The sequence below is a fragment of the Acidovorax sp. 56 genome, from assembly GCF_002749705.1.
In the GTDB taxonomy this organism is placed as follows: domain Bacteria; phylum Pseudomonadota; class Gammaproteobacteria; order Burkholderiales; family Burkholderiaceae_C; genus Acidovorax.
The window spans coordinates 803,068-827,080 of the sequence record NZ_PEEV01000001.1 but is presented as its reverse complement, the minus strand read 5'-3'; the positions used below and the strand labels follow the sequence as shown (position 1 = coordinate 827,080).

20 protein-coding genes and 1 pseudogene are annotated in these 24,013 nt (G+C 61.9%); 8 read left to right on the top strand and 13 right to left on the bottom strand.

Going from position 1 to position 24,013, the window contains the following annotated elements:
- Position 1 precedes the first annotated feature (1 nt).
- The 7 genes from hscA to uvrB all read right to left on the bottom strand — a co-directional run bounded on the left by hscA (position 2) and on the right by uvrB (position 7,519).
- Complete coding sequence (gene hscA, locus CLU88_RS03530) at positions 2 to 1,873, bottom strand: Fe-S protein assembly chaperone HscA (RefSeq protein WP_099655413.1); 1,872 nt, start codon at positions 1,871 to 1,873, stop codon at positions 2 to 4.
- A gap of 67 nt (positions 1,874 to 1,940) precedes the next feature.
- Positions 1,941 to 2,459, bottom strand: coding sequence for a Fe-S protein assembly co-chaperone HscB (gene hscB, locus CLU88_RS03525; RefSeq protein ID WP_099655412.1), 519 nt, complete (start codon positions 2,457 to 2,459; stop codon positions 1,941 to 1,943).
- 103 nt (positions 2,460 to 2,562) lie between these two features.
- Positions 2,563 to 2,886, bottom strand: coding sequence for an iron-sulfur cluster assembly protein IscA (gene iscA, locus CLU88_RS03520; protein WP_099655411.1), 324 nt, complete (start codon positions 2,884 to 2,886; stop codon positions 2,563 to 2,565).
- Positions 2,887 to 2,890: 4 nt separating this feature from the next.
- Positions 2,891 to 3,286, bottom strand: a complete 396-nt coding sequence (iscU, locus tag CLU88_RS03515) for a Fe-S cluster assembly scaffold IscU (protein WP_099655410.1) — start codon at positions 3,284 to 3,286, stop codon at positions 2,891 to 2,893.
- Positions 3,287 to 3,313: 27 nt separating this feature from the next.
- A complete protein-coding gene (locus CLU88_RS03510; RefSeq protein WP_099655409.1) occupies positions 3,314 to 4,534 on the bottom strand; it encodes an IscS subfamily cysteine desulfurase in 1,221 nt (406 codons plus the stop codon).
- A 112-nt stretch (positions 4,535 to 4,646) separates the two neighbouring features.
- Complete coding sequence (iscR, locus tag CLU88_RS03505) at positions 4,647 to 5,183, bottom strand: Fe-S cluster assembly transcriptional regulator IscR (RefSeq protein ID WP_099655408.1); 537 nt, start codon at positions 5,181 to 5,183, stop codon at positions 4,647 to 4,649.
- A gap of 245 nt (positions 5,184 to 5,428) precedes the next feature.
- On the bottom strand, positions 5,429 to 7,519 hold the full coding sequence (uvrB, locus tag CLU88_RS03500; RefSeq protein WP_099655407.1) for an excinuclease ABC subunit UvrB: 2,091 nt from the start codon (positions 7,517 to 7,519) through the stop codon (positions 5,429 to 5,431).
- Between the two features lie 105 nt (positions 7,520 to 7,624).
- Between uvrB and CLU88_RS03495 the strand changes: the two genes are divergently transcribed.
- Together CLU88_RS03495 and CLU88_RS03490 are read left to right on the top strand one after the other, a co-directional pair.
- Positions 7,625 to 8,833: an amino acid aminotransferase gene (locus CLU88_RS03495; RefSeq protein WP_099655406.1), complete on the top strand. Its 1,209-nt coding sequence runs from the start codon at positions 7,625 to 7,627 to the stop codon at positions 8,831 to 8,833.
- Positions 8,817 to 9,452: a nucleotidyltransferase family protein gene (locus CLU88_RS03490; protein WP_099655405.1), complete on the top strand. Its 636-nt coding sequence runs from the start codon at positions 8,817 to 8,819 to the stop codon at positions 9,450 to 9,452. The genes CLU88_RS03495 and CLU88_RS03490 overlap by 17 nt, the downstream gene beginning before the upstream one ends.
- A 66-nt stretch (positions 9,453 to 9,518) precedes the next feature.
- Here CLU88_RS03490 and ygiD read toward each other — a convergent pair whose 3' ends face one another.
- On the bottom strand, positions 9,519 to 10,421 hold the full coding sequence (gene ygiD / locus CLU88_RS03485; RefSeq protein WP_099655404.1) for a 4,5-DOPA dioxygenase extradiol: 903 nt from the start codon (positions 10,419 to 10,421) through the stop codon (positions 9,519 to 9,521).
- 148 nt (positions 10,422 to 10,569) lie between these two features.
- On the opposite strand from ygiD, the gene CLU88_RS03480 reads away from it, so the two are divergent.
- From CLU88_RS03480 to CLU88_RS03465, 4 genes are all read left to right on the top strand, one after another.
- On the top strand, positions 10,570 to 11,460 hold the full coding sequence (locus tag CLU88_RS03480) for a CoA transferase (protein WP_099655403.1): 891 nt from the start codon (positions 10,570 to 10,572) through the stop codon (positions 11,458 to 11,460).
- 323 nt (positions 11,461 to 11,783) lie between these two features.
- Positions 11,784 to 13,643 (top strand): hypothetical protein, encoded by a 1,860-nt coding sequence (locus CLU88_RS03475; protein ID WP_099655402.1) that lies wholly within the window; start codon positions 11,784 to 11,786, stop codon positions 13,641 to 13,643.
- A gap of 263 nt (positions 13,644 to 13,906) precedes the next feature.
- Complete coding sequence (locus tag CLU88_RS03470; protein ID WP_233205362.1) at positions 13,907 to 14,509, top strand: DUF1294 domain-containing protein; 603 nt, start codon at positions 13,907 to 13,909, stop codon at positions 14,507 to 14,509.
- Between the two features lie 392 nt (positions 14,510 to 14,901).
- Entirely contained in the window at positions 14,902 to 15,348 is a 447-nt protein-coding gene (locus tag CLU88_RS03465; RefSeq protein WP_099655401.1) for a hypothetical protein, read from the top strand.
- Between the two features lie 138 nt (positions 15,349 to 15,486).
- Here CLU88_RS03465 and CLU88_RS03460 read toward each other — a convergent pair whose 3' ends face one another.
- A complete protein-coding gene (locus CLU88_RS03460) occupies positions 15,487 to 17,892 on the bottom strand; it encodes a YgiQ family radical SAM protein (RefSeq protein WP_099655400.1) in 2,406 nt (801 codons plus the stop codon).
- Between the two features lie 197 nt (positions 17,893 to 18,089).
- Between CLU88_RS03460 and CLU88_RS03455 the strand changes: the two are divergent.
- A pseudogene (locus CLU88_RS03455) lies at positions 18,090 to 18,557 on the top strand (GNAT family N-acetyltransferase); the annotation flags it as partial.
- 18 nt (positions 18,558 to 18,575) lie between these two features.
- On the top strand, positions 18,576 to 19,088 hold the full coding sequence (locus CLU88_RS03450) for a GNAT family N-acetyltransferase (protein ID WP_099658623.1): 513 nt from the start codon (positions 18,576 to 18,578) through the stop codon (positions 19,086 to 19,088).
- A 49-nt stretch (positions 19,089 to 19,137) separates the two neighbouring features.
- On the opposite strand, the gene CLU88_RS03445 is transcribed toward CLU88_RS03450, so the two are convergent.
- The 4 genes from CLU88_RS03445 to CLU88_RS03430 form a co-directional block, all read right to left on the bottom strand.
- Positions 19,138 to 19,326 carry a hypothetical protein gene (locus CLU88_RS03445; protein WP_143225937.1) on the bottom strand — a complete coding sequence of 63 codons (189 nt, stop codon included), beginning with the start codon at positions 19,324 to 19,326 and terminating at the stop codon, positions 19,138 to 19,140.
- A 473-nt stretch (positions 19,327 to 19,799) separates the two neighbouring features.
- Positions 19,800 to 21,005, bottom strand: a complete 1,206-nt coding sequence (locus CLU88_RS03440; RefSeq protein WP_099658622.1) for a peroxidase-related enzyme — start codon at positions 21,003 to 21,005, stop codon at positions 19,800 to 19,802.
- A 57-nt stretch (positions 21,006 to 21,062) separates the two neighbouring features.
- Positions 21,063 to 22,382 (bottom strand): acyl-CoA thioesterase/bile acid-CoA:amino acid N-acyltransferase family protein, encoded by a 1,320-nt coding sequence (locus tag CLU88_RS03435; protein WP_099655398.1) that lies wholly within the window; start codon positions 22,380 to 22,382, stop codon positions 21,063 to 21,065.
- A 40-nt stretch (positions 22,383 to 22,422) separates the two neighbouring features.
- A complete protein-coding gene (locus CLU88_RS03430) occupies positions 22,423 to 23,991 on the bottom strand; it encodes an ABC transporter substrate-binding protein (protein ID WP_099658621.1) in 1,569 nt (522 codons plus the stop codon).
- Positions 23,992 to 24,013 lie beyond the last annotated feature (22 nt).

Sequence of the window (24,013 nt, the reverse complement as noted above, 5' to 3'; positions counted from 1 at the left end):
TTCAGAGGGACTGGACGTTCTTGCCTGCCAGCGCCTGCTGAATGCCACGGTTCATGCGCTGGGCGGCAAAGGCCTCTGTGCCCTTGGCCAGCGCCTGCGTAGCGGCTTCGATGGTGGCGGCCTCATCGGCACCGCGCTGCTGGCGCAGGGCTTCCATCAGCGCATCAATCGCACTGCGCTCGGTGGCGCTCAGCACGTCGCCATCGGCATCCAACGCGCTTTGTGTGGCCAACAGCATCCGGTCGGCAGCGACACGGGCTTCGACCACAGCGCGGGCCCGCATGTCTTGCGCAGCGGTGGCAAAGCCGTCTTGCAGCATCTGGGCAATCTGGTCGTCCGACAAGCCATAGGACGGCTTCACGTCAATGCGCGCTTCCACCCCACTGCCCTGCTCTTTGGCACTGACTGACAACAGGCCATCAGCGTCCACCGTAAAGGTCACGCGGATACGGGCGGCGCCTGCGGCCATGGCGGGAATGCCGCGCAATTCAAAGCGGGCCAGGCTGCGGCAGTCCGCCACCAGGTCACGCTCACCTTGCACCACATGGATCGCCAGCGCCGTCTGACCATCCTTGTAGGTGGTGAAGTCCTGCGCTTTGGCCGTGGGTATGGTTTCGTTTCGCGCGACGATGCGCTCCACCAAACCTCCCATGGTTTCGATGCCCAAAGACAGGGGGATCACGTCCAGCAGCAGCAGATCGCCTGCTGTGTCGTTGCCTGCCAGTTGATTGGCCTGAATGGCGGCCCCGAGCGCGACCACTTCATCGGGGTTGAGGTTGGTGAGGGGGGCTCGCCCAAAAAAGTCTGCCACCGCTTGCTGCACCTGCGGCATGCGGGTCGAACCACCGACCATGACCACGCCTTGCACTTCGTCCTTGGCGAGTTGGGCGTCGCGCAGGGCGCGGCGCACTGCGGCCATAGAGCGGGCCGTCAGTGCGGATGTAGCTGCCTCAAAATCGGCACGTTTCACATCAAAAAGCACGCTACCGCCCGCCAAATCAGCGGTAAATGCTACTTTTTCTGTAGCAGTCAACGCTTCCTTGCAGGCCCGGGCCGCCATGCGAATGGCTGCTTTGTCGGCTGGTGTTTGCACGGCCGCGCCAGTTTGTTGCAGCACCCAGTCTGCCAAGGCCGCGTCGTAGTCGTCACCGCCCAGAGCAGAATCGCCCCCCGTGGCAATGACCTCAAAAACGCCTTGGGTCAGGCGCAGGATGGAGATGTCAAAAGTGCCCCCGCCCAGGTCATAAACGGCATAGATCCCCTCGCTGGCATTGTCGAGCCCATAGGCAATGGCCGCCGCCGTGGGTTCGTTGATGAGCCGCAGCAAATGGATGCCTGCGAGCTTGGCCGCATCCTTGGTCGCCTGACGCTGTGCATCGTCAAAGTAGGCGGGCACGGTGATGACGGCGCCATAGAGATCGTCGTTGAAGGTGTCTTCGGCGCGGTAGCGCAGCGTAGCCAAGATTTCAGCACTGACTTCCACAGGCGATTTCACCCCATCGGCCGTGGCCAGGCTGACCATGCCGCCGGGCACGTCACCAGCAGGCTGGACGAACTCGTAGGGTAGTTGCCCGGCCTGCGCAACGTCGTGCAGCCCGCGCCCCATGAAGCGCTTGACCGACGCAATCGTGTTGCGTGCATCGCTGGCCTGTGCAGCCACGGCGTCGTAGCCAATTTGGCGCCCGCCCTGCCCCAGGTAACGCACCACCGACGGCAGCAATACACGGCCTTGCGCATCGGGCAGGCATTCGGCAGCGCCGCTGCGCACCGCAGCCACCAGCGAGTGCGTGGTCCCCAGGTCAATGCCAACCGCGATGCGGCGCTGATGGGGATCGGGGGACTGTCCAGGCTCGGAAATCTGCAAAAGCGCCATGAGATTTTGGGGGTCTACGTGAAGAAACCTGGCGCACTGGCCGGGTGTTCAAAAAAAGAGGCAAACGCTATTGTCCCAGTTGCTCGCGGCGGCGCTCGATGTCGTCTGCAAATCGCGCAATGAACATGAGGGCTCTCACCTGTTGCGCAGCGCTGGCATAGTCTTGCTGCTGGTCTATCAGCACCTCGCACCGCGCCAGTCCCGCTTTGCGGGCCTGCATGACTTCATCGTCCAGGGCATCCATCGCCGCAACCGTCTGGGCATCTTCCAGGGCTTCACGCCACTCCATTTGCTGCATCAAGAATGCTGCGGGCATGGCCGTGTTGTCTTCCGCCCGTATGGGCGTGCCACGCAATTCGCACAAGTAGGCAGCGCGGCGCAGTGGTTCTTTAAGGCGCTGGTAGGCCTCATTGATACGCACCGACCATTGCATGGCCACCCGTTGCGCAGCGGCACCTTGGGCTGCGAACTTGTCTGGGTGGGCCTGGCGCTGCAGTTCCTTCCAGCGCGCGTCCAGAGCGGGACGGTCTTGTGCAAAGCGCTCCGCGATGCCAAAAAGTTCGAAATCGTTGGACTGCAGGTTCATGCCATGCCTGGGTAGGAAGATCGGTACGCATCAAGAAAAAACCGCCAGCACAGAGCGCGGTGGCGGTTTCACACGGAAGGCCTTCGCGAGAAGGCTGCCTGGCTCAGACGCGGAAGCTTTCTCCGCAGCCGCACCGGTCGCGCTCGTTGGGGTTGTTGAACTTGAAGCCTTCGTTCAGGCCTTCGCGCACAAAGTCCAACTCGGTTCCGTCGATGTACGCCAGGCTTTTGGGGTCGATCAAGACCTTGACGCCATGGTTTTCAAAGACGATGTCTTCTGGCTCGGTATCGTCCACATACTCCAGCTTGTAAGCCAAGCCGGAGCAGCCTGTCGTCTTGACGCCCAGGCGCACACCCACGCCCTTACCACGGCGGGCAAGGTACCGGCTCACGTGTCGCGCTGCAGCTTCTGTCAGGGTGATAGCCATCGCGTCAGGCTGCGGCACCCGCGTGCTTGGCCTTGTAGTCGTTCACTGCGGCCTTGATGGCGTCTTCCGCCAGGATGGAGCAGTGGATCTTGACCGGAGGCAGTGCCAGCTCTTCGGCAATCACGCTGTTTTTGAGAGCTGCCGCTTCGTCCAGCGTTTTGCCCTTGACCCACTCGGTCACCAGTGACGACGAGGCAATGGCGGAGCCGCAGCCATAGGTTTTGAAGCGTGCGTCTTCGATCACGCCGGTCTGGGGGTTCACCTTGATCTGCAGCTTCATCACGTCACCGCAGGCTGGAGCGCCCACCATGCCGGTGCCCACAGATTCATCACCCTTGTCGAAAGAGCCCACATTGCGGGGGTTTTCGTAATGGTCAACCACTTTGTCAGAATAAGCCATGGCAAGTCCTTTGGTCGGTTTGGGCGCTCAGTGCGCGGCCCATTGAATGGTGCTCAGATCCACGCCATCCTTGAACATTTCCCACAGGGGGCTGAGTTCACGCAGCCGGGCCACGTTCTCGCGGATGGTGGAAATCGCGTAGTCAATCTCTTCTTCGGTCGTGAAGCGGCCGATGGTCATGCGCAAGCTGCTGTGCGCCAATTCGTCGCTGCGGCCCAGGGCGCGCAACACATAGCTGGGCTCCAGGCTGGCGGATGTGCAAGCCGAGCCCGACGACACGGCCAAGCCTTTGATGCCCATGATGAGCGATTCGCCTTCGACGAAGTTGAAGCTCATGTTGAGGTTTTGCGGCACACGGCGTTCCATGCTGCCGTTGATGAACACCTGCTCGATGTCCTTCAGGCCGTCCAGCAGGCGCTGCTGCAATGCGCGCGCCTTGGCATTGCCTTCGACCATTTCTTCCTTGGCAATGCGGAAGGCCTCGCCCATGCCCACGATCTGGTGCGTGGGCAAGGTGCCCGAACGCATGCCGCGCTCGTGACCGCCGCCATGCATCTGGGCTTCGAGGCGCACGCGGGGCTTGCGGCGCACGTACAAAGCGCCAATGCCTTTGGGGCCGTATGTTTTGTGGGCTGTCATGCTCATCAGGTCAACCGGCAGCGTGGCCATGTCGATCTCCACACGCCCTGTCGCCTGCGCAGCATCGACGTGCAGCAGGATGCCTTTTTCGCGGCACAGAGTGCCGATGGCCGGAATATCCTGGATCACGCCGATTTCGTTGTTCACGAACAGGATGCTGATCAGAATAGTGTCTGGGCGAATGGCCGCTTTCAGCGCGTCCATGTTGACCAGGCCGTCTTCCTGCACATCCAGGTAAGTCACGTCAAAACCTTGGCGTTCCAGCTCACGCATGGTGTCGAGCACGGCTTTGTGTTCGGTCTTGAGCGTGATGAGGTGCTTGCCCTTGCCTTTGTAGAACTGGGCTGCGCCCTTGAGGGCCAGATTGATCGACTCCGTGGCGCCGCTGGTCCAGACGATCTCTCGGGGGTCGGCACCAATCAAGTCGGCCACCTGGACGCGTGCGTTTTCCACGGCCTCTTCCGCTTCCCAGCCCCAGGCGTGGCTGCGGGAAGCCGGGTTGCCGAAATGCTCACGCAACCAGGGAATCATCGCATCCACTACGCGTGGGTCTACAGGGGTGGTCGCACCGTAGTCGAGATAAATAGGAAAGTGAGGAGTCATGTGGATCGCTGGCTCAGTTGGCGTTTCTGGCTGGCAGCAAAAAACGGTTGGCGTTGAGAAAACAGTGAAAAACGTTCAAGGCGCTGCTGGCCCCAAGGCCCTGTTCAGCGCAGCCCCATCAGGACTTGGCGAAAACGTTGCCGAGTGCAAACACCGAGTTGGGGGCGTTCACACGGATGGGTTTGACCACGGGCGTGGTGGAAATAGCGCGGCGCACCACCGGCTTGTCTTCAATCTGCACGCCCTTGGCCAGTTGCTCATCAACCAGCTTTTGGAGGGTGACCGAATCCAAAAACTCCACCATGCGCTGGTTCAGCGATGCCCACAGCTCGTGGGTCATGCAGCGACCGGCTTCGCCCAGGCAGTTTTCTTTGCCGCCGCATTGGGTGGCATCAATGGGCTCATCCACCGAGACAATGATGTCGGCGACAGTGATTTCGCCCGCCTTGCGGGCCAGTGTGTATCCACCGCCAGGGCCACGGGTGGATTCCACCAATTCATGGCGACGCAGCTTGCCGAACAGCTGTTCAAGGTAAGACAGGGAAATTTGTTGGCGCTGGCTGATGGCTGCCAGTGTGACGGGGCCGTTGTTCTGGCGCAGGGCCAAGTCGATCATGGCGGTGACTGCAAACCGGCCTTTGGTGGTGAGACGCATGGAAAGCTCCTTGTGCTGAGGCTCGTTCGTTAAAGAAACTGCCTGCGCTGGCGAGTGGTCAGCACGGGCACCGTCTCCGCCCCTTACTCCGCACAGCTTTGCCTGCCACGGAGCCCTTCATCGTTGGGCTTTGTTCTTGAGTATTTTGTAAGAGTATACCACAAATCCCTATCGAATTGGTCGGATTAAGAAACCAACGGGTCACGAATTCGCCAGCCACGTATTGACCTGGACAAGACCGGGACTCACAGCGCCACGGAGTCTCCGCCATGCGCCCCGAAAGCGCGGTCCTTGAGTTGGCTCAATTGGTCGCGCACGCGGGCTGCCTGCTCAAATTCCAGGTTCCGCGCATGCTCCAGCATCAGCTTTTCCAGGCGCTTGATTTCTTTGGCAATGTCTTTCTCTGACATCTCTTCCACTTGGGCGCGCTGCATGGCTTCTTGCTCCAGCCGCTCGGCATCCTTGCCCGCTTTTTCGCTGTAAACCCCGTCAATCAGGTCTCTTACCCTCTTGACAATGCTGCGCGGTGTGATGCCGTGGGCTTCGTTGTGCGCAATCTGCTTGACGCGTCGGCGCTCCGTCTCCCCCATGGCCTTTTTCATCGACTCGGTGATGCGGTCTGCGTACAGAATCGCCCGGCCGTTAAGGTTGCGCGCCGCCCGGCCGATGGTCTGGATCAGGCTGCGCTCGGCGCGCAAAAAGCCTTCTTTGTCGGCGTCCAGAATCGCCACGAGCGATACCTCTGGAATGTCCAGCCCCTCGCGCAGCAAATTGATGCCCACCAGCACATCAAAGGCCCCAAGACGCAGGTCGCGGATGATTTCTACCCGTTCCACCGTGTCCACATCGCTGTGCAGGTAGCGCACCTTCACCCCGTTGTCGGTAAGGTAGTCCGTCAGCTGCTCGGCCATGCGCTTGGTCAGCGTGGTGATGAGCACACGCTCGTGCTTTTCAACGCGAATGCGGATTTCCTGCAGCACATCGTCCACCTGGTGTGTGGCGGGGCGCACCTCCACAATCGGGTCAACCAACCCGGTGGGACGCACCACCTGGTCCACGACCTGGCCGGAGTGCGTCTTTTCATAGTCGGCCGGGGTGGCCGTCACAAAGATGGCCTGCCGCATGCGCTGCTCAAACTCTTCAAACTTGAGCGGCCGGTTGTCCATGGCCGAAGGCAGGCGAAATCCGTACTCGACCAACGTGGTCTTGCGCGCCCGGTCGCCGTTGTACATGGCCGAGAGCTGCCCGATCATCTGGTGGCTTTCGTCCAGGAACATCAGAGAGTTTTTGGGCATGTAGTCGGTCAGCGTGCTCGGTGGGTCGCCCGGCGCTGCGCCCGACAGGTGGCGCGTGTAGTTTTCAATGCCCTTGCAGTGCCCTACTTCACTGAGCATCTCCAGATCAAACCGGGTGCGCTGCTCCAGGCGCTGGGCCTCCACCAGTTTGCCGTCAGCCACCAGTTGCTGCAGGCGCTCGGCCAGCTCGATCTTGATGGTCTCCACCGCCGCCAGCACCTTGTCGCGTGGCGTCACGTAGTGGCTGCTGGGGTAGACGGTGAAGCGCGGGATCTTTTGTTTGACGCGGCCCGTGAGCGGGTCAAACAGCTGCAGACTCTCGATCTCGTCATCAAACAACTCGATGCGGATGGCCAGCTCGGAATGTTCGGCCGGAAACACATCGATGGTGTCGCCCCGCACGCGGAACTTGCCGCGCGAAAAATCCGCCTCATTGCGCTGGTACTGCATGCGGATCAGCTGGGCGATCACATCGCGCTGGCCCAGCTTGTCACCGCTGCGCAGCGTCATCACCATGCGGTGGTAACTCTCTGGCTCGCCAATACCGTAGATGGCAGACACCGTGGCCACAATGACCACGTCTTTGCGCTCCATCAGGCTCTTGGTGCACGACAGGCGCATCTGCTCAATGTGCTCGTTGATGGCGCTGTCTTTCTCAATGAAAAGATCGCGCTGCGGCACATAGGCCTCGGGCTGGTAGTAGTCGTAGTAACTCACGAAGTACTCGACAGCGTTCTTGGGGAAGAACTCGCGAAACTCGCTGTACAACTGCGCCGCCAGTGTTTTGTTGGGCGCAAACACAATGGCGGGGCGGCCCATGCGCGCGATCACATTGGCCATGGTGAAGGTCTTGCCCGAGCCCGTCACACCCAGCAGCGTCTGAAACGCCTCCCCATCCCGCAACCCCTCTACCAGCTTGGCAATGGCCTCGGGCTGGTCGCCCGCAGGGGGGTACGGCTGAAACAGCTCAAAAGGCGAATCAGGAAAGCGAACGAACTCGCCCTCTTGCGCGGGCGGTATGGATTCAGTCAATTCCAGCATGGATGTCGTCAACGGTTGGTGTGGGCAGGCCGTTAAAATCGGCGGAACCCGGCACAGTACACCACGCCCGGATTCTTCGCTACTGACAACCTTTCAAGGATTTTCATGTCTCTGTTCACCGCCGTCGAAATGGCCCCCCGCGACCCCATCCTGGGTCTGAACGAACAATTCAACGCAGACACCAACCCCAACAAGGTCAACCTGGGCGTGGGCGTGTATTTCGACGACAACGGCAAGCTGCCCCTGCTGCAATGCGTGCAAGCCGCTGAAAAAGCCATGATGGACAAGCCCACCGCCCGTGGCTACCTGCCCATCGACGGTATTGCTGCCTACGATGCCGCCGTGAAGGGCCTGGTGTTCGGCGCTGAGTCCGACGTCGTCAAGAGCGGCCGCGTGGCCACCGTGCAAGCCATTGGCGGCACCGGCGGCCTGAAGATCGGCGCCGACTTCCTCAAGAAGATCAGCCCCAACGCCACCGTGCTGATTTCTGACCCCAGCTGGGAAAACCACCGCGCGCTGTTCACCAACGCCGGCTTCCCGGTGGACACCTACCCCTACTTCGACCAAAGCGCCAACGGCGGCCTCGGTGGCATCAACTTCGAAGGCATGCTGGCCAAGCTGAAGGCCGCTGCGGCGGGCACCATCGTGCTGCTGCACGCTTGCTGCCACAACCCCACCGGCTACGACATCACCGCTGCCCAATGGGAGCAAGTCATTGCCGTGGTGAAGGAACGCAACCTCACTGCCTTCCTGGACATGGCCTACCAAGGTTTTGGCTACGGCATCGCTGAAGACGGCGCCGTGATCGCCAAGTTCGTGGCCGCTGGCCTGAATATCTTCGTGTCGACCAGCTTCTCCAAGAGCTTCAGCCTGTACGGCGAGCGCGTGGGGGCCCTGAGCGTGGTCGGCAGCAGCAAGGAAGAAACCGACCGCGTGCTGAGCCAACTGAAGATCGCCATCCGCACCAACTACTCCAACCCACCCACCCACGGTGGCGCCATCGTGGCCGCTGTGCTGGGCAAGCCCGAACTGCGCACCCTGTGGGAAAAGGAACTGGGCGAAATGCGCGTGCGCATCAAGGCCATGCGCCAAAAGCTGGTTGATGGCCTGAAGGCCGCTGGCGTGACCAAGGATATGTCCTTCATCACCACCCAGATCGGCATGTTCAGCTACTCCGGCCTGTCCAAAGACCAAATGGTGCGCCTGCGCAGCGAGTTCGGCGTGTACGGCACGGACACAGGCCGCATGTGCGTCGCAGCCCTGAACAGCAAGAACATCGACTACGTCTGCCAGGCCATTGCCAAGGTCATCTGATCTGACTGAAGAAGCGGCGCTTCGGCGCCGATTCACGAGCGAAGCGCTCCAGAACCCGCACAACGCGGCCATTCTGGAGCGTTTGCCGTTTCTGGACCTGCCGGATGCGTGGTTGGTGGCTGGCTGCCTCTTTCAGACGGTGTGGAACCTGCATTCCGACTTTGCACCCACAGCGCATATCAAGGACTACGACCTGTTCTACTTTGATGCGTCAGATATGTCTGAAGCGGCAGAGCAGCAGGTGCAAGCCCGTGTCTCCGCCCTCTTTGCCGACCTTCCCATCACCGTGGAGGCCAAGAACCAGGCCCGCGTGCACCTTTGGTACGAACAGTGGTTCGGCTACCCCTACGAAGCGTTGCAGTCTGCCCGCCAGGGGATTGAGCGGTTTCTGGTGCCCTGCACCTGCGTAGGCTTGCAACCTGCAGCGCGGGCCGCAGCGCCCGCCCTGTATGCGCCCTATGGTCTGCAGGAGCTGTACGGCGGCATTTTGCGGCCCAACCCACAGTGCCCGCACTTGCCGTTGTTCAAGGCCAAGGCGCAAAGCTACCAAGAGCGCTGGACCTGGCTGGACATTCAGGAGACGCTGGCTGATGAGCGGCCAGCCGCCCATAGAATTTAAGCTTTTCAGGCCACTAGCGCTTTAAATACAAGCGCTAGCAGCTATCAAAAGAAGAGCAATTTACCCTCACCCCCACAGCACCGACCGCATCGAAATCGATGCCGACTGGTAGCCTGTATTGAAAAACCGTGGCATCTCCGTGGGCTGCACAGCGCCTGCGGCGTACAGAAGAGGCAGGTAGTGCTCGTGCGTGGGGTGCGCCTGTTTGGCGACGGCACCCAGGCCCAGAAAGTCCTGCAGCGCGCCCAGCTGGCCTTTCTTGATCTGCTCTTGCACCACGGTGTCGAACTCGGCAGCCCAGTCATAAGCCTCGTTGGCGGCGCTGCCCCGGCGCGTAACGCGCAGGTTGTGCACGATGTTGCCGCTGCCCACAATCAGCACCCCGCGCTCGCGCAGGCGTTGAAGCTGCTGGCCCAGCGCGTAATGCTCGGCAGGCGGGCGGCTGTAGTCCATGCTCAGTTGCAGCACCGGGATGTGCGCCTTGGGGAACATGGGCTTGAGCACCGACCAAGTCCCATGGTCCAGACCCCACTCGCTCTCGTCCACGCCCAGTGCCGTGCCGGTGGCAGGAGACTTCAGCTCAGCCGCTAGGCCACGGGCCACGGCAGGGGCACCGGGGGCTGGGTACTGCTGGTCAAACAATTCCTGAGGAAAGCCACCAAAATCGTGAATGGTCTTGGGGCTGGCCATGCCCGTGAGCTGCCAGCCGCCGCGCGTAAGCCAGTGGGCCGATACGCACAAGATCAACTGCGGCTGCACGGCGCGGGCCAGCAGCTCGCTGCCCACGGCCTGCCAGCTGCGGCGCCACGCGTTGTCTTCAATGGCATTCATGGGGCTGCCATGGCCCACAAACAGCACCGGCATGCGGGGCGATGGCTTGAGGGCTTGCAGCAGCGGCAAGCCCGCTGCGCTGGACAAAGAGGTCATGAAGGCTCCCGAGGAAGCGGCCAGCCCTGCCAGGGCGGCCAAAGTGGTTCTGCGTTGCATAGGGCAAAGGCGAAGGGAGCTACCGTAACAAATTATGTATAACCCGGTGAAGGACGCTGCGCCCCAGGCAAAGTTCCTTCTTTCACTGGGTTCTCAGCCCCTTCAATCGCCCGCCATTCCCCCATTTGCCATGCCCACCCTGCCCCTCCAGCCGCTGCGCGGCACCCGCATCCTGAGCCTGGCGCTCAACCTGCCCGGCCCCGCCGCCTTGCAGCGCTGTGCACGCATGGGCGCCACCTGCACCAAGCTCGAAGCACCCGCCACCCCGCCCCACCTCAGCGCAGACCCCATGGCGCTGTACAGCCCCCAGGCCTACAGCGACATGCACCAGGGCGTCGCCGTGCTGCAAGCCCACCTCAAGACGGACGACGGCCAGGCCAGGCTGCATGCCGAGCTGGCGCGCACCGACGTGCTGATCACCTCCTTTCGCCCATCGGCCCTGGCCAAGCTGGGCCTGGGCTGGGCGGCATTGCATGCGCGCTACCCCCGCTTATCGGTGGTGCAGATCGTGGGGGCCGCAGGCACGCGTGCCGAAGAGCCCGGCCACGACCTCACCTACCTGGCCGACGCAGGCTTGTTGGCAGGCACCGACATGCCCCCCACGCTCTACGCCGACATGGGCGGCGCCCTGATGGCCAGCGAGGCCGTGCTACAAGCCCTGCTGGGCCGTGCCCAGACCGGCAAAGGCCAACAGCTGGAAGTGGCCCTGGCCGACGCTGCAGCCTGGCTGGCCCAGCCACACCACTGGGGGCTGACCACCCCAGACGGTGACGTGGGCGGGGCGCATGCGGGCTACCGCATCTACCCCTGCGCCAATGGCCGCGTGGCCGTGGCTGCGCTGGAACCCCACTTCGCCGCCCGCCTGTGCGCCGCCGCAGGCCTGCCCGCACAGGGCGATGCCGCCATCTTGCGCGCCCCAGCCACCCGTGTGGCGGTGGCCGCATTCATCGCCACCCAGACACGCGCCCAACTGGATGCGCTGGCGCAAACGCAGGACATTCCGCTGCACACGCTGCCTTGATCATGGAAGTCCTGATGGCAAGTACCTAGCCTTGACTCAGCGAGGCCTCAAGCAGCTGTCGGTGATATTGCTCGGAGAATTTGGAACGCCAATAGAGCGCGATAGGATCACAGCGTCTTCCCCTGGGATCCTCTGCGCGAATTGAGCGGTAAGTGCGCGCAGCGGATCGGGATGGGACGCTAAGGGCTTGAAAATATGCACCCTATCTAGAAGGTGAGATTTATTCCCTGCCGGAATAGAAGATATAAAATTATTAAAAATAGCAACCGAAATCAATGCTTTAAAAAGCATTGATCTCCAGTTGCCTTAAATAATCAAAGACCATGATGAATAACAATTACGAAGATCAATGCAAAACTGCGGAGCAGCAGTTGGCACAAGGTGATGCAGTGAAGGCGATTGAAACGGCGCACCATGCTTGTAGTAGCGCACCCAGCCAAGGTCGGGCGTACAAGATCATCGCCACAGCGCTCCTCGCCCAAAATGAGTGGCTGAGTGCCCTCGAGACATACGAATTAGCATGGCTTTTGGACCCAATGGATGCAGATGCAAACATCGGCGTGAGCAAGGCACTGGTTCATTTGCGTGCTGTCTCAGACGCAACCCATATCGTTAGACCTTTGCCGGAGCTTTCCAAATTTGGCTACTACAGCAAAGCATGCCGTCGTTTCCTGCGAATCAAATTACTGGCAGCAGCCCAACGCGCAGGTGATTTGGCGCAGGGTGAAAAAACAGATGTTTTGCTGAAAACTGCCATCATTGACATTGATGCGGCTTTGTGCAATTGGAGTCACTTCCAAGAACATGTGCATTATTTTTATGAGTATGCACATCCGCAAAAATATCTTCCACCTACATCTCCGTGGCTTTCATTGTGTTTCAAAGATGATCCTGAGCTACATTTGGCTGTTGCTCAAAAATTTGTCAATGACCACGCCGGACATCAAGCGGTTACCTCTCGAAAACTGCGCCCTCTTGGCAAACTTAAAAGTCGGCCGTGCGTTGGATATTTGTCTGCTGATTTTCACGATCATGCTACATCACGCTTGATGGTCGGAATGCTAGAGGCTCATAACCGCAATGAATGGGAAATAGTGGGCCTTTCTTATGGTCCAGATGACGGCAGTGCCATGCGAAAAAGAGTGGGAGATGCCTTTGAGAATTTTGTTGACCTGAGAGGCAGTGCCGTTGCAGATAACATCAAAAAAATAAAATCGCTTAATTTGGATATATTGGTAGATACAAAAGGGTTTACTGGCGACTTTGAAATGGCCTACTCCGCAAGCCGGCCAGCTCCAGTAGTTGTCAATTTTTTGGCATACCCGGGATCGATGGGCAGCACCGCCTACGATTACATCATTGGTGATCGAATTGTTACCCCATTCAATCATCAAAAATATTTCTCAGAGTGCATTGTGCAAATGCCCCATGCATATCAGCCCAATGATCCTCATCGGGTTTTTACAGAAGAAGCCCAAAGTCGATCCAAAGAGGGCTTGCCAGAAAATGCATTTGTTTTGGCTGCCTTCAACAACACAAGAAAAATCACCCCCAGTCTCTTTCAGAGTTGGATGCGAATTCTTCATGACTTACCTCAAGCGGTTTTGTGGCTGTATTGCGATGATATAGCCGCAGCAAATAATTTGCATGCTAGCGCTCAGCAATCAGGAATTTCCATTGAGCGAATCGTGTTCGCAAAGCATCTGCCAGAAGTTAAGCATTTGGCACGCCATCAATTGGCGGATATTTTTCTGGATACATTTCCCTGTAATGCGCACACAACGGCCAGTGATGCACTATGGATGGGGTTGCCCATAGTAACCATGCAGGGGCAGTGCTTCGCATCACGTGTGGCGGGAAGTCTATTGGAAGCGATGAAATTACCGGAATTGATCACACAAAATCAAAGTGAATATGAACAACTCATCAAAAAATTAGCGGCCGAGCCTGAGCAGCTTAAAGCTTATAGAAATCATTTGAAAAGCTATCGCAAAGACTCAACACTATATAGCGCAGAGGCTTATGCAAAAAATATTGAGCAAGTATATTCTTTTATGATCGAACGCAGTCGAAAAGGAAAGGCGCCGCACCCATTTGAAGTTCGCGATATCAATGAGGGTGGAGGTTTTAGGCTGGCCGGTAGCACAGAGTTCAAACCTGTTCAAAGCTATGTGAAAGCATAATTTCAATCTTTCAAAGAAATTGCAAGCGAGCAGTGTCCTTAAGCTTGCTGTCCAGCGTTCGGGATAGATACTGCCTTGTGCACAGATTGCGCCCCCTTCCACCCTGTTCACCGCATTTTCGGCATGCAAAAGCAAGGCACCATCACCCGCTGGGACAGCGCCCGCGCATTCGGCTTCATTCGCAGCCCCGGCGGCACGGCCGACGTGTTTTTTCACCTGAAGGACTTTCGCAGCCCCCCCCCCCGCGCGAAGGGATGGCGGTGGTGTATGACGACGTGCATGTGGGCGGCAAAGGCCCGCGTGCCGTGGCGGTGCAGCCCGCAGGGGCTATGGCCACTGCGGCGCGCAGCCCCCGTTCGCCGGGTGCTGCGCGTAACGGGCAACGCCCACGCCCCAACGCCAGCAAAGCATTGCCCCACCCCGATACCGCCCGTGCCCCTCGCTCGGCAGCGCGCCCGTTGCACCCATCGGCCCGAGCCCGTGCGGGCGGCGGCCGACCCGCGGCGGGCGCTGGGCTGGCTTACGCCCTCATGCTGCTGTGGGCGGGCATGCTCGCTTGGGGTCTGTGGACGCAGCGCTTGCCCCTGTGGGTGCTCGGCGCCCTGGTGGCCCTGAATGCGCTGACCCTGTGGGTATACGCCGTAGACAAAAATGCGGCCCAGAGCGGCGGCTGGCGCACCTCAGAGAAAAACCTGCACACCCTCGGCCTGTTGGGCGGCTGGCCCGCGGCCTGGCTCGCGCAACAAAGCATGCGCCACAAATCCAGCAAGGCAGAGTTCCGCGCCATGTACTGGCTCACCATCGTGTTGCACTGCGCGGCCCTGGGGGCGTGGGTGAGTGGCTGGCTGGGTTCACAGCTGGGCTAAGCCGCCACCCCGGCGGCGTGCACTGGGCAGTGCTAGCCTATTTTTAAAATTGATAGCTGCCAGCGCTTATTGCATAAGCCCTAGAGGCAAATATTGGCAGTATTTGCCCACATGCAGTGCTGAAGGCGCTAGTGTCCTGAGTTGGAAGTTAGTTGATGAAATAAAGAGGTCGAAATCGTCGTCAGGCAAGGCGCAAACCGCAGCGATAGCCGCAGCTATCGCGAGGATTTGCAACGCAGCATGGCGGCGATTCTCGGCATCTTTATGAAACGAATCTCCCACTCAGGACACTAGGTGCCTGCCGCTGACAAGCGTCCAGCCTCTCGGCCTACATAGCCCGGCGCCCTCCCACGATCCAATCCAAGGTTCTGAAACCTTTACGGGAGACGCCCATGAAACCCCTCGTCATCGATTCCACCCTGACCCAGGCTGGCGGCATGTTCTACCCCACAGGCCATGTGTTTGCCCTCTTTCCGGACGAAGGCTGTGTGCGCCAGGTGGCGGCAGAGCTGGAAGCCCTGCCCAACACCGGCGAGACCGCCTACGCCCGCCCAGAAGTCATCTTGCAAGACCTGGTGCGCACCGAGGGGGCAGCGGGCGGCACCTTGCCCACCACGGGGCTGGAGGGCGAACACCTGCGCCGCATGGGCGCCCTGGCACGCCAGGGGCACCATGGTCTGCTCATCACCGTGAGCGATGCCGAGGCCGACACCCAGGCCCTGGCCAACGTGCTGCAAGCTGCTGGTGCCACAGCCGCATTCCATTACCTGAGCTTTCGCATTGCCAACCTGCTAGCCGATGCCAGTGCCGATGCCACCCCGCAGGTAGCGGTGGCCTAAACCGCACGGCGCAGCCCTGTAGCGCGACGCCCCACAAGCGATTGCCAGGCTCAGCGGGGTTTAAGCAAAAGAAGCTGCCAGCGCTTATGAAATAAGCGCTGGCAGCTTCTTTTTTGATAGCAAACGCCGCGTGTGCGATCAGCGGGGCTTGCGTGCCGACGGCTTGCCGCCACCGGTGACACGGGGCGGCAGGCCAGTGTGCTGCGTGAGCAAGCGGCCCTTTTGGGGCTGGCCTGACGGGCTGGGCTTTGCAGCTTTGCCTTGCACAGCTGCCACAGCGGGCTTGCCCACAGGCGTGGAGTTTTTGCGCCGTGCGCTTTGGTAGCCACCGTCCGTCAAGGGCTGGAAGGTCGGGATCAGGTGGTGCTTGCCGTTACCAATCAAGTCCGCCCGGCCCATGGCCTTGAGCGCATCGCGCAGCAGAGGCCAGTTGTTGGGGTCGTGGTAGCGCAGGAAGGCCTTGTGCAGGCGGCGGCGCTTTTCACCGCGCACGATGTCCACTGACTCTTCGGCCGCGTCGCGCATCTGGCGGCGCACGCGGGTCAGCGTGTTGCGGCCCGAGTGGTACATGGCCGTGGCCGTGGCCATGGGGCTGGGGTAGAAGGTCTGCACCTGGTCGGCGCGGAAACCGTTCTTCTTGAGCCAGATGGCGAGGTTCATCATGTCCTCGTCGCTGGTGCCCGGGTGCGCGGCGATGAAATACGGGATCAGGAACTGCTTCTTGCCCGCCTCTTCGCTGAACTTTTCAAACAGCTGCTTGAACTTGTCGTAGCTGCCGATGCCCGGCTTCATCATCTTGGTCAGCGGGCCCTGCTCGGTGTGCTCGGGCGCGATCTTCAGATACCCGCCCACGTGGTGCTGCACCAGCTCCTTCACGTACTCGGGCGATTTCACGGCCAGGTCGTAGCGCAGGCCCGATCCGATCAGGATCTTCTTGATGCCCTTGAGCGCGCGGCCACGGCGGTAGATCTTGATGAGCGGGCCGTGGTCGGTGGTGAGGTTTTGGCAGATGCCGGGGTACACGCAGCTGGGCTTGCGGCAGGCGGCTTCGATCTCGGGGCTGCGGCAGCCCAGGCGGTACATGTTGGCCGTGGGGCCACCCAGGTCGCTGATGGTGCCGGTGAAGCCCTTGACCTTGTCGCGGATGTCCTCGATCTCCTGGATGATGGAATCCTCGGACCGGCTCTGGATGATGCGGCCTTCGTGCTCGGTGATGGAGCAGAAGGTGCAGCCGCCGAAGCAGCCGCGCATGATGTTGATGGAGAACCGGATCATCTCCCACGCGGGGATCTTGGTGCCGTGGTCGTGGCTGCCGTTCTCGTCGGCATAGCTCGGGTGCGGGCCCCGTGCATAGGGCAAATCAAACACGTAGTCCATCTCGGCCGTGGTCAGCGGGATGGGGGGCGGGTTGAGCCACACGTCGCGCGCCGTGACCCCTTCGCCATGCGCCTGCACCATGGCACGGGCGTTGCCGGGGTTGGTTTCCAGGTGCATCACGCGGTTGGCGTGGGCGTAGAGCACGGGGTCGCTTTTCACCTGCTCGTAGCTGGGCAGGCGGATCACGGTCTTCTCGCGCGGGGGCACCTTCAGCTTGGCCCGCAGTGCCGGGTTGGGCACAAACTGGATGGGCTGGATCGCCGGATTGGCATCAATTTGGCCGCTAGTGCCCGTCTTACCAGCGCTGGCAGCTCCTGAATCAGGAGCATCTTCTTTGCTGCAAGTGCTCCCTTGCGAGGCGGCTTGCTCGCTGGTGGTCATGTAGGGGTTGATGTGCGCTTCTACGGGGCCGGGCTCGTCCACGGTGGTGGAATCGATCTCAAACCAGCCCTTGCCGCTTTCGTCGTCGGGGCGGCGCACAAAGGCCGTGCCGCGCACGTCGGTGATTTGCTCCACGGGTTCACGCGCTGCCAGGCGGTGGGCCACCTCCACCAGGGCGCGTTCGGCGTTGCCGTACAGCAGCAGGTCGCACTTGGCATCCACCACAATAGAGCGGCGCACCTTGTCGCTCCAGTAGTCGTAGTGGGCGATGCGGCGCAGGCTGCCTTCGATGCCGCCCAGAATGATGGGCACGTCCTTGAACGCCTCGCGGCAGCGCTGGCTGTAGACGATGGCCGCGCGGTCGGGGCGCTTGCCGCCCACATCGCCGGGGGTGTAAGCATCGTCGCTGCGGATCTTGCGGTCAGCGGTGTACCGGTTGATCATCGAATCCATGTTGCCCGCTGTCACGCCCCAGAACAGGTTGGGTTTGCCCAGCACCTTGAAAGGGTCGGCACTTTGCCAGTCGGGCTGGGCGATGATGCCCACGCGAAAGCCCTGGGCTTCGAGCGTGCGGCCGATCACGGCCATGCCAAAGCTGGGGTGGTCCACATAGGCGTCGCCGGTGACCAGGATGATGTCGCAGCTGTCCCAGCCCAGTTTCTCCATCTCGGCGCGGCTCATTGGCAAGAACGGGGCCGTGCCAAAGCGTTTGGCCCAGTACGGACGGTAACTGGTCAAAGGCTTTGCGGCGCGCGCAAAAAAGGAGACGTCAACGGGGGCGTTCATGCAAATGGAAATGGCCGCCGAAGAAGCTTGGCGGCCACAGTCATATCGTGGGGAGGCCGCGATTTTACGGTGCCCGCCTGTTTTTGTCGCTGTTCAGGCCGATGGCCCCTCAGGTTGGGGGCCTGTTTCTATACTGATGGACCACCCACACTCTGCCTCCCACCATGACACACCCCACGCCCCCCGGCCCCGTCACCCTGCGCGCGCTGGCCCCCGGCGACCTGGGCTGGGTGGTGCAGCAGCACGGCGAGGTGTACGCCCGCGAGTACGGCTGGAACGGGCAGTTTGAAGCCCTGGTGGCCGATATCGCGGCGCAGTTTGTGAGCAAGTTTCAGCCCGAGTGGGAGCACTGCTGGATCGCTGAACGGGACGGCGAACGCCTGGGCGCCGTGTTTGTAGTGCGCAAAAGCCGCACGGTGGCCCAACTGCGCATGCTGATCCTGGCGCCATCGGCACGCGGACTGGGGCTGGGGTCACGACTCACCGACGAGTGCATTGCCTTCGCCCGCGCCAGAGGTTACAAAAAAATGGTGCTGTGGACCAACAGCTGCCTGACCACCGCCCGCCACATCTACGCGCGGCGCGGCTTTGTCTTGGTCAAGTCCGAGCCGTACGATGGTTTCGGTCAGCATTTGGTGGGTGAGACTTGGGCGTTGAAGCTTTAACCGTCGGTGCAGACCACCATGCCTTTAGATCCATCTCCGTTGATTCGCCCCGTCTGCGCTGAAGACGACCTGACTAGTATCACCGCCCTCATCCACGCAGCCTACGCACCGCATGCGGCACAGGGTTTGCGCTACTGGGGCACCCACCAAACGGTAGAAGACACGGCCAAACGCTTTGCCATGGGCATTGGGCTGGTGATGCTGGAGGATGACGACTATGTGGGCACCGCCACCCTGCGGCGGCCCCAGCCCGAGTCTGCCGTGGTGCTGTACCGCGACCCGCAGGTCTGGTCGCTCAGCCAGTTCTGCATTGCCCCCAGTGCCAAAGGCAAGGGCTACGGCAAGCTGCTGCACACCCACTTGTTGGACGCAGCGCGGCAAGCAGGCGCCACCACCTTGGCACTGGACACCGCCCAGCCGGCGACCGCGCTGATTGCCATGTACGCGTCCTGGGGCTACCGCGTGGTGGGTGAGTGTGACTGGAGACCCTTCACCAACTACCCCAGCGTGGTGATGGCGCAACCGCTGTAACGCGGCGGCTGGCTATGCCACGCCGCTGCTGCCGATGGGCATCAGCGGGCTACCACTCGCCCACATCCCGTACCCGCTGCGCCAGGTCAGGGGCTTCATCCCCTGCCCGGTCGACGGCCACCGCCGCGGCGGCAGGAACGGGCGCTGGCGCCGGGCTAGCGGGCTGGGGGTCTCCACGCCCAAAGGCGTGGTTGGTGAGAGCATGGTGCAGGGTGTTGACAAAAGGCAGGGCGAACATGGCGTCTCCTTCGGTGGGGTTTGGGATGTCCGGCATCACTCCCTGCGGTCTGTGGCAGCGCGGGCTCGGGCGGTTCGCTGCGTTGCTTTTCTTGCCAATAGCCCTGCTATTGGCTGCCAAAAGACGCCTTGCGCCCCATCCCGACCCGCACTACCACCGCCTCGCGAGGGTGATGCAGGACATCCCTGGACCTTTTCTTTGAACAAGTTCTCAGGCCTTTATCGGCACATGCCACCGCAAACTGCAGCAGGCGCGTGCTGTGCCGAAACTATGAACCGAAAGCGCCGCCCTGCCTATCACCCAAATGCGTTAGCTCAGCCTGTGTAGCGTTCACGCCAATGCACACCTGCCGCCACCTCTTAGAGTGGCTAACAAAACTCAGCGTAGCGGCCCTGGCTAGGCGTTTCGCCGCAGGCAGTACAAGTAGTACGACAAGGCGAGACAACGACGCCAGGGAGTTTTGTTAGCCGCTCTTAGCCACCGGGCACCACCGCCTCGCCCAGGTTCAGCATCAGCCGGTTGGCCCAGGCAAAGATGGCCACGGCGTGGATGAGGTCTAGCACCTCCAGCGCCGACAAGCCCGCCGCCTGCAAGGCTTGCAGCTGGGCTGCGCCGAACTGGCCGGGGTTCAGCGTGAGGTCGATCGATGCCTGCACGATCGCGCGCTCGCGGGCATTGGTGCCTGCGCCGTGGGGTTCGGTGAACACCTGGTAGATCACATCGTTGCGCTTGGCCAGTTGCTCAAACCGCTGGGCGTGGACGGAGGCGCAATACACGCAGCCGTTGATGCGCGAGACCACGGCGCTGGCCAGCTCGCGCTCGGCCCGCGAGAGCCCACCGGGCGCGTACATGATGGCGTTGAAGGCCACCGAGCGCTCTTGCAGGATGCGCGGCTGGTGCACCAGCGTGAGGTAGTAATCCGATGTCTTGGCGGCCGGGTGGCTGGCTTCGAGCACCGCCAGTTGCTCGGGCGAAGCCTGCTCCAGCGCCAGCACGGGCAACCAGGCCTTCCAGCCCAGGGTCTCGCTGGTGTAGCCATTCACGCGCACGGGCTCGCCGGGCTTGGGCAGATGGGCGGGGTGCACAAAGGGGGCTTCAGCGGCCGCCGGCGCCGTTTGCCCTGCCTCACCGCCAACGGGCAAGGCAGCCAGCGCCTGCAGGCCCGCCACCACGCGCACCTGGTAGGCCACAAACGCGATGAGCTGCGCCAGCGCGACCACCTCGGGGGTGGTCAGGCCTGCGGCGGGCAGGCGCAGCAGCGCCGCCTTGTCGCCCTCCACCGGGCGCAGGGCCAGGGTGCGGGCAAAGGTCAGGATGGCGTGCAGCCGCGTGTCTGCCTGCACGCCATCCTGGGGCTGCCCCTCCAGCGCAGCCTGCTGCGCAGGCGTGAGCGGTGCCGTAGCCGCCAGCGTTTGTAGTTGCACGCGGTAGTGCGCCACCAGCACCGCACTGCCCGAGAGCTCGGCAATGCTCAGCGCCACCAGAAGCCGCTCGGCCAGGCTGGGACCCGGTAGTGCCGCATCGAACAGCCCGTCGTAACTGCCCTGCGTGGCCACCACCACTTTGTCGCGCTGGTGCCGCACGGCCAGGGTGGCGTGGCCTGCGGGCCATTGCAGCAAGCGGTCGATCACGTCCTCAGAAGTCTGTACTGGAGTGGTTAAAGGGACAGGGGTGGACATGGGTTCGGTCTCCAAAATCAATCAAAAAATTCAAACAAAATCGGGCCACAGCGCAAGTCAGACGCCGAAAGATTGCTTCAAAAACGAGAGCGCCCCAGCCCACGACTGCTGGTCGGCCAGGGCATTGGGCGCGGGCGAGCCGCCCGTGGTGCTGAGCCGCCTCGACACCGGATGGGCGTACACCAGCTGCGTGGTGGGCACAAACGGGAACAGGATGGAGTGCCCTGCCCCCTCAAAGTCCAGGTGCTGCACGGCATGGGGGTGCCCGTGGCGGGCCAGCCGGTCAGCCACCATGCGGCTGTACAGGCTCGATGGCCAAGAACCGTCGTCGCTGGCCGACAGCAGCAGCACCGGGCCTGCAATGCGCTCCACCGCGATGGCAGCACGCTGCACCGCATCGGCATCCTGCAGCGCTGTGAGCAAGGCGTTGGCATGGCGGCGCGGCTCGGGGCCTTCGTCCCATGGCTGCCAGGTGGCCGTGCGGTTGGCTTGCCACAGATGCGGCAGGGGCTGGCCCCGGTACAGCCAGGCGGGGCCGTTGCGGCTGTCGGGCCCCAGGGCTGGGTCGCAGGCGTTTTGTGCGCTGTGCACCACCGCGCCGGGCACGTAGGCAATGACGGCAGACACCCATTGCGGAAACATCGATCCCAGCAGCAGCACCAGCTCGCCACCGCGCGACTGCCCGCTGAGCGCCACCTGCCCCCGGTGGGGTTTCAGATGCCTATGCACCCATTGCAGGGCGTTTTCAAAATACTCCAGCGGTATGTTGGAGATGTAGTCGGGCAAGCCCGGCGCCTTGAAGTAGCCCAGCGCCAGGGCTGCATAGCCGTGCGATGCATACAGCGCAGCACGCGGCTCGTTGAGCCCGCCCCCCGATCCGTTGAGCACCACGATCACTGGCGGCGCTAGGCCATCCACACGCGGTGCGGGGGTGAACAGCGTGGCTACCAAGCCGTCCTCGCGCACCTCGCGCCGCGTCACGCCCTCGCCCACCAGCAGTTGCACCAGGTCAGCTTCAACGATTGAACCTGCGCCAGCGCCTTGGCGTGTGACGCTGATGGTGGTGGTCAGTGCAGCCGAAGGCTCGGCGGCAAACAGCTCACGCGGGGCGCGGCCCCCCTCTGGCACTTGCGACCACACCAGCCCCATGGGCGATACGCCCTCGTAGCTGCCTGCCACAGGCGCATCGCGCTGCAGGTCTACCTGGCCCTGCGCATCGGCCACAAAATCGGCCTGGGCGCGCCAGTGCTCGCCAGGGCCGCGCACCGTGGTGCTGTGCAGGGTGATGCGCTCGCCGGGCACCAGGCCCTGCACGGTGATGTGGCGCGGCACGTCGATCAAGGCGTGCTGCGGCGTGATGGTGAGCAAAGCCGTCATACGGGGTGCCGCCTTGGTGCTGTTCTGTGATGTGGGCCGATTACTTGGCCGCGCGCGTGACCTGCAGCGCCGTGGTGCGGTCGCTCAGCAGCGGGGTAACCTTCAGCCCCTTTTTGGCGGCCCAGATGTTTTGGTAGTGGAACAACGGGATATGGCCCACGTCGTCCGTCACCAGCTTGGCCGCGTGGCGGAAGATGGCGGAGCGGCGGTCGGCCGAGAACTCCACCGTGGCAGCATCCAGCGCCTTGTCCACCGATTCATTGCTGTAACGCCCCCAGTTGTTGGCGCCCCGGCCGCGTTTGGCGTCGGTGGTGGCCAGGGTTTGCAGCAGGCCATAGCCTGCCTCGCCCGTGCCATTGCCCCAGGCGATCACGCTCACGGCGTAGTCATTTTTGTTGGCGCGGCTGGAGTACGCGGCCCATGGCACCACCTCCACCTTGGTCTTCACGCCCACACGGCTCCAGAACTGGGCCACAGCTTGCACTGTTTCAGGCGCCTGGGGGTAGCGGTCGCCGGGCACGTGGATGGTGATCTGAAAGCCCTGGGCAAACCCCGCATCGGCCAGCAGCTTCTTGGCCTGCTCGGGGTTGTAGGCAATGTCTTTGACCTCGGGGTTGTAGCCAAAGCTGCCCTTGGGCATCCACTGGTTGGCTTCGGTCACGGTGCCTTGCAGCACGCGGTCGGCCAACGCCTTGCGGTTGATGGCCACCGACAGGGCCTGGCGCACGCGCTGGTCGCGCAGTGGGTTCTCGGCCAGCGGCTTGCCCGCGTTGTCGGTGATGAATTCGTTGGCACCGGGCTTGAAGCTGGGCTGCAGCAGCAGCACACGCAGGCCGGGGTAGGTATACACGCTCACGGTGGGCGTCTTGCGCAGCTTCTCCACATCGGTCACGGCCACCTTGTCGATCACGTCTACATCGCCCGCCAGAAGTGCTGCAGTTCGGGCGGCACCGTTGTTGATGAAACGGTAGGTGACCTTCTCCCACTCGGGCTTGGGGCCGTAGTAGCCAGGGTTGCGCTCAAACACCGTGCGGTCGCCCGGCGTGAACGAGACAAACTTGTACGGGCCCGTGCCCACCACAGCGCGGCCTGCGTTGTAGTCCTCGGTCTTGCTCTTCTCCCCCACATGCTTGCTCACGATGTAGATGGAGGCAATCTCCAGCGGCAGCATGGGATTGGGGGTGTTGGTCTTGACGATGACGGTGTGGGCGTCTTTGGCGGTGACGGATTCCACCGTGCGCAGCGCACCGGCATACGACGCGACGGAGCCCGGCACGTTGCGCGCCCGGGTGAACGAATACACGATGTCGTCGGCCGAGAAGGCCTTGCCGTCTTGCCACTGGATGTCGCTGCGCAGCTTGAATTCCCAGGTTTTTTCATCGAGCGATTTCCAGCTCGAAGCCAGCGCGGGCTCCAGCTTGCCGCCGTCGCGCGAGTTGATGATCGAATCCCAGAAGTGCAGCGCCAACGAGCGGTCGCCCGCATGGTTGTTGAGCTGCGGGTCCACCGACGAGATGGGGTCGGCAAAGGCGATAGACAGGTTCTGGGCCTGGGCGCTGGCGGCCAGCAAGGCGGCCGCAGCGATCACGGCAAGACGGAATGGGGTCATGGGGTCAATCTCCGGTTGAATG

What these genes read in the sequence shown, in the direction of transcription:
- hscA (WP_099655413.1), bottom strand. Translation starts at nt 1,873, where the DNA reads ATGGCGCTTTTGCAGATTTCCGAGCCTGGACAGTCCCCCGATCCCCAT.
- hscB (WP_099655412.1), bottom strand. Translation starts at nt 2,459, where the DNA reads ATGAACCTGCAGTCCAACGATTTCGAACTTTTTGGCATCGCGGAGCGC.
- iscA (WP_099655411.1), bottom strand. Translation starts at nt 2,886, where the DNA reads ATGGCTATCACCCTGACAGAAGCTGCAGCGCGACACGTGAGCCGGTAC.
- iscU (WP_099655410.1), bottom strand. Translation starts at nt 3,286, where the DNA reads ATGGCTTATTCTGACAAAGTGGTTGACCATTACGAAAACCCCCGCAAT.
- iscR (WP_099655408.1), bottom strand. Translation starts at nt 5,183, where the DNA reads ATGCGTCTCACCACCAAAGGCCGGTTTGCAGTCACCGCCATGATCGAC.
- uvrB (WP_099655407.1), bottom strand. Translation starts at nt 7,519, where the DNA reads ATGCTGGAATTGACTGAATCCATACCGCCCGCGCAAGAGGGCGAGTTC.
- CLU88_RS03495 (WP_099655406.1), top strand. Translation starts at nt 7,625, where the DNA reads ATGTCTCTGTTCACCGCCGTCGAAATGGCCCCCCGCGACCCCATCCTG.
- CLU88_RS03480 (WP_099655403.1), top strand. Translation starts at nt 10,570, where the DNA reads ATGCCCACCCTGCCCCTCCAGCCGCTGCGCGGCACCCGCATCCTGAGC.
- CLU88_RS03475 (WP_099655402.1), top strand. Translation starts at nt 11,784, where the DNA reads ATGATGAATAACAATTACGAAGATCAATGCAAAACTGCGGAGCAGCAG.
- CLU88_RS03465 (WP_099655401.1), top strand. Translation starts at nt 14,902, where the DNA reads ATGAAACCCCTCGTCATCGATTCCACCCTGACCCAGGCTGGCGGCATG.
- CLU88_RS03460 (WP_099655400.1), bottom strand. Translation starts at nt 17,892, where the DNA reads ATGAACGCCCCCGTTGACGTCTCCTTTTTTGCGCGCGCCGCAAAGCCT.
- CLU88_RS03450 (WP_099658623.1), top strand. Translation starts at nt 18,576, where the DNA reads ATGCCTTTAGATCCATCTCCGTTGATTCGCCCCGTCTGCGCTGAAGAC.
- CLU88_RS03445 (WP_143225937.1), bottom strand. Translation starts at nt 19,326, where the DNA reads ATGTTCGCCCTGCCTTTTGTCAACACCCTGCACCATGCTCTCACCAAC.
- CLU88_RS03440 (WP_099658622.1), bottom strand. Translation starts at nt 21,005, where the DNA reads ATGTCCACCCCTGTCCCTTTAACCACTCCAGTACAGACTTCTGAGGAC.
- CLU88_RS03435 (WP_099655398.1), bottom strand. Translation starts at nt 22,382, where the DNA reads ATGACGGCTTTGCTCACCATCACGCCGCAGCACGCCTTGATCGACGTG.
- CLU88_RS03430 (WP_099658621.1), bottom strand. Translation starts at nt 23,991, where the DNA reads ATGACCCCATTCCGTCTTGCCGTGATCGCTGCGGCCGCCTTGCTGGCC.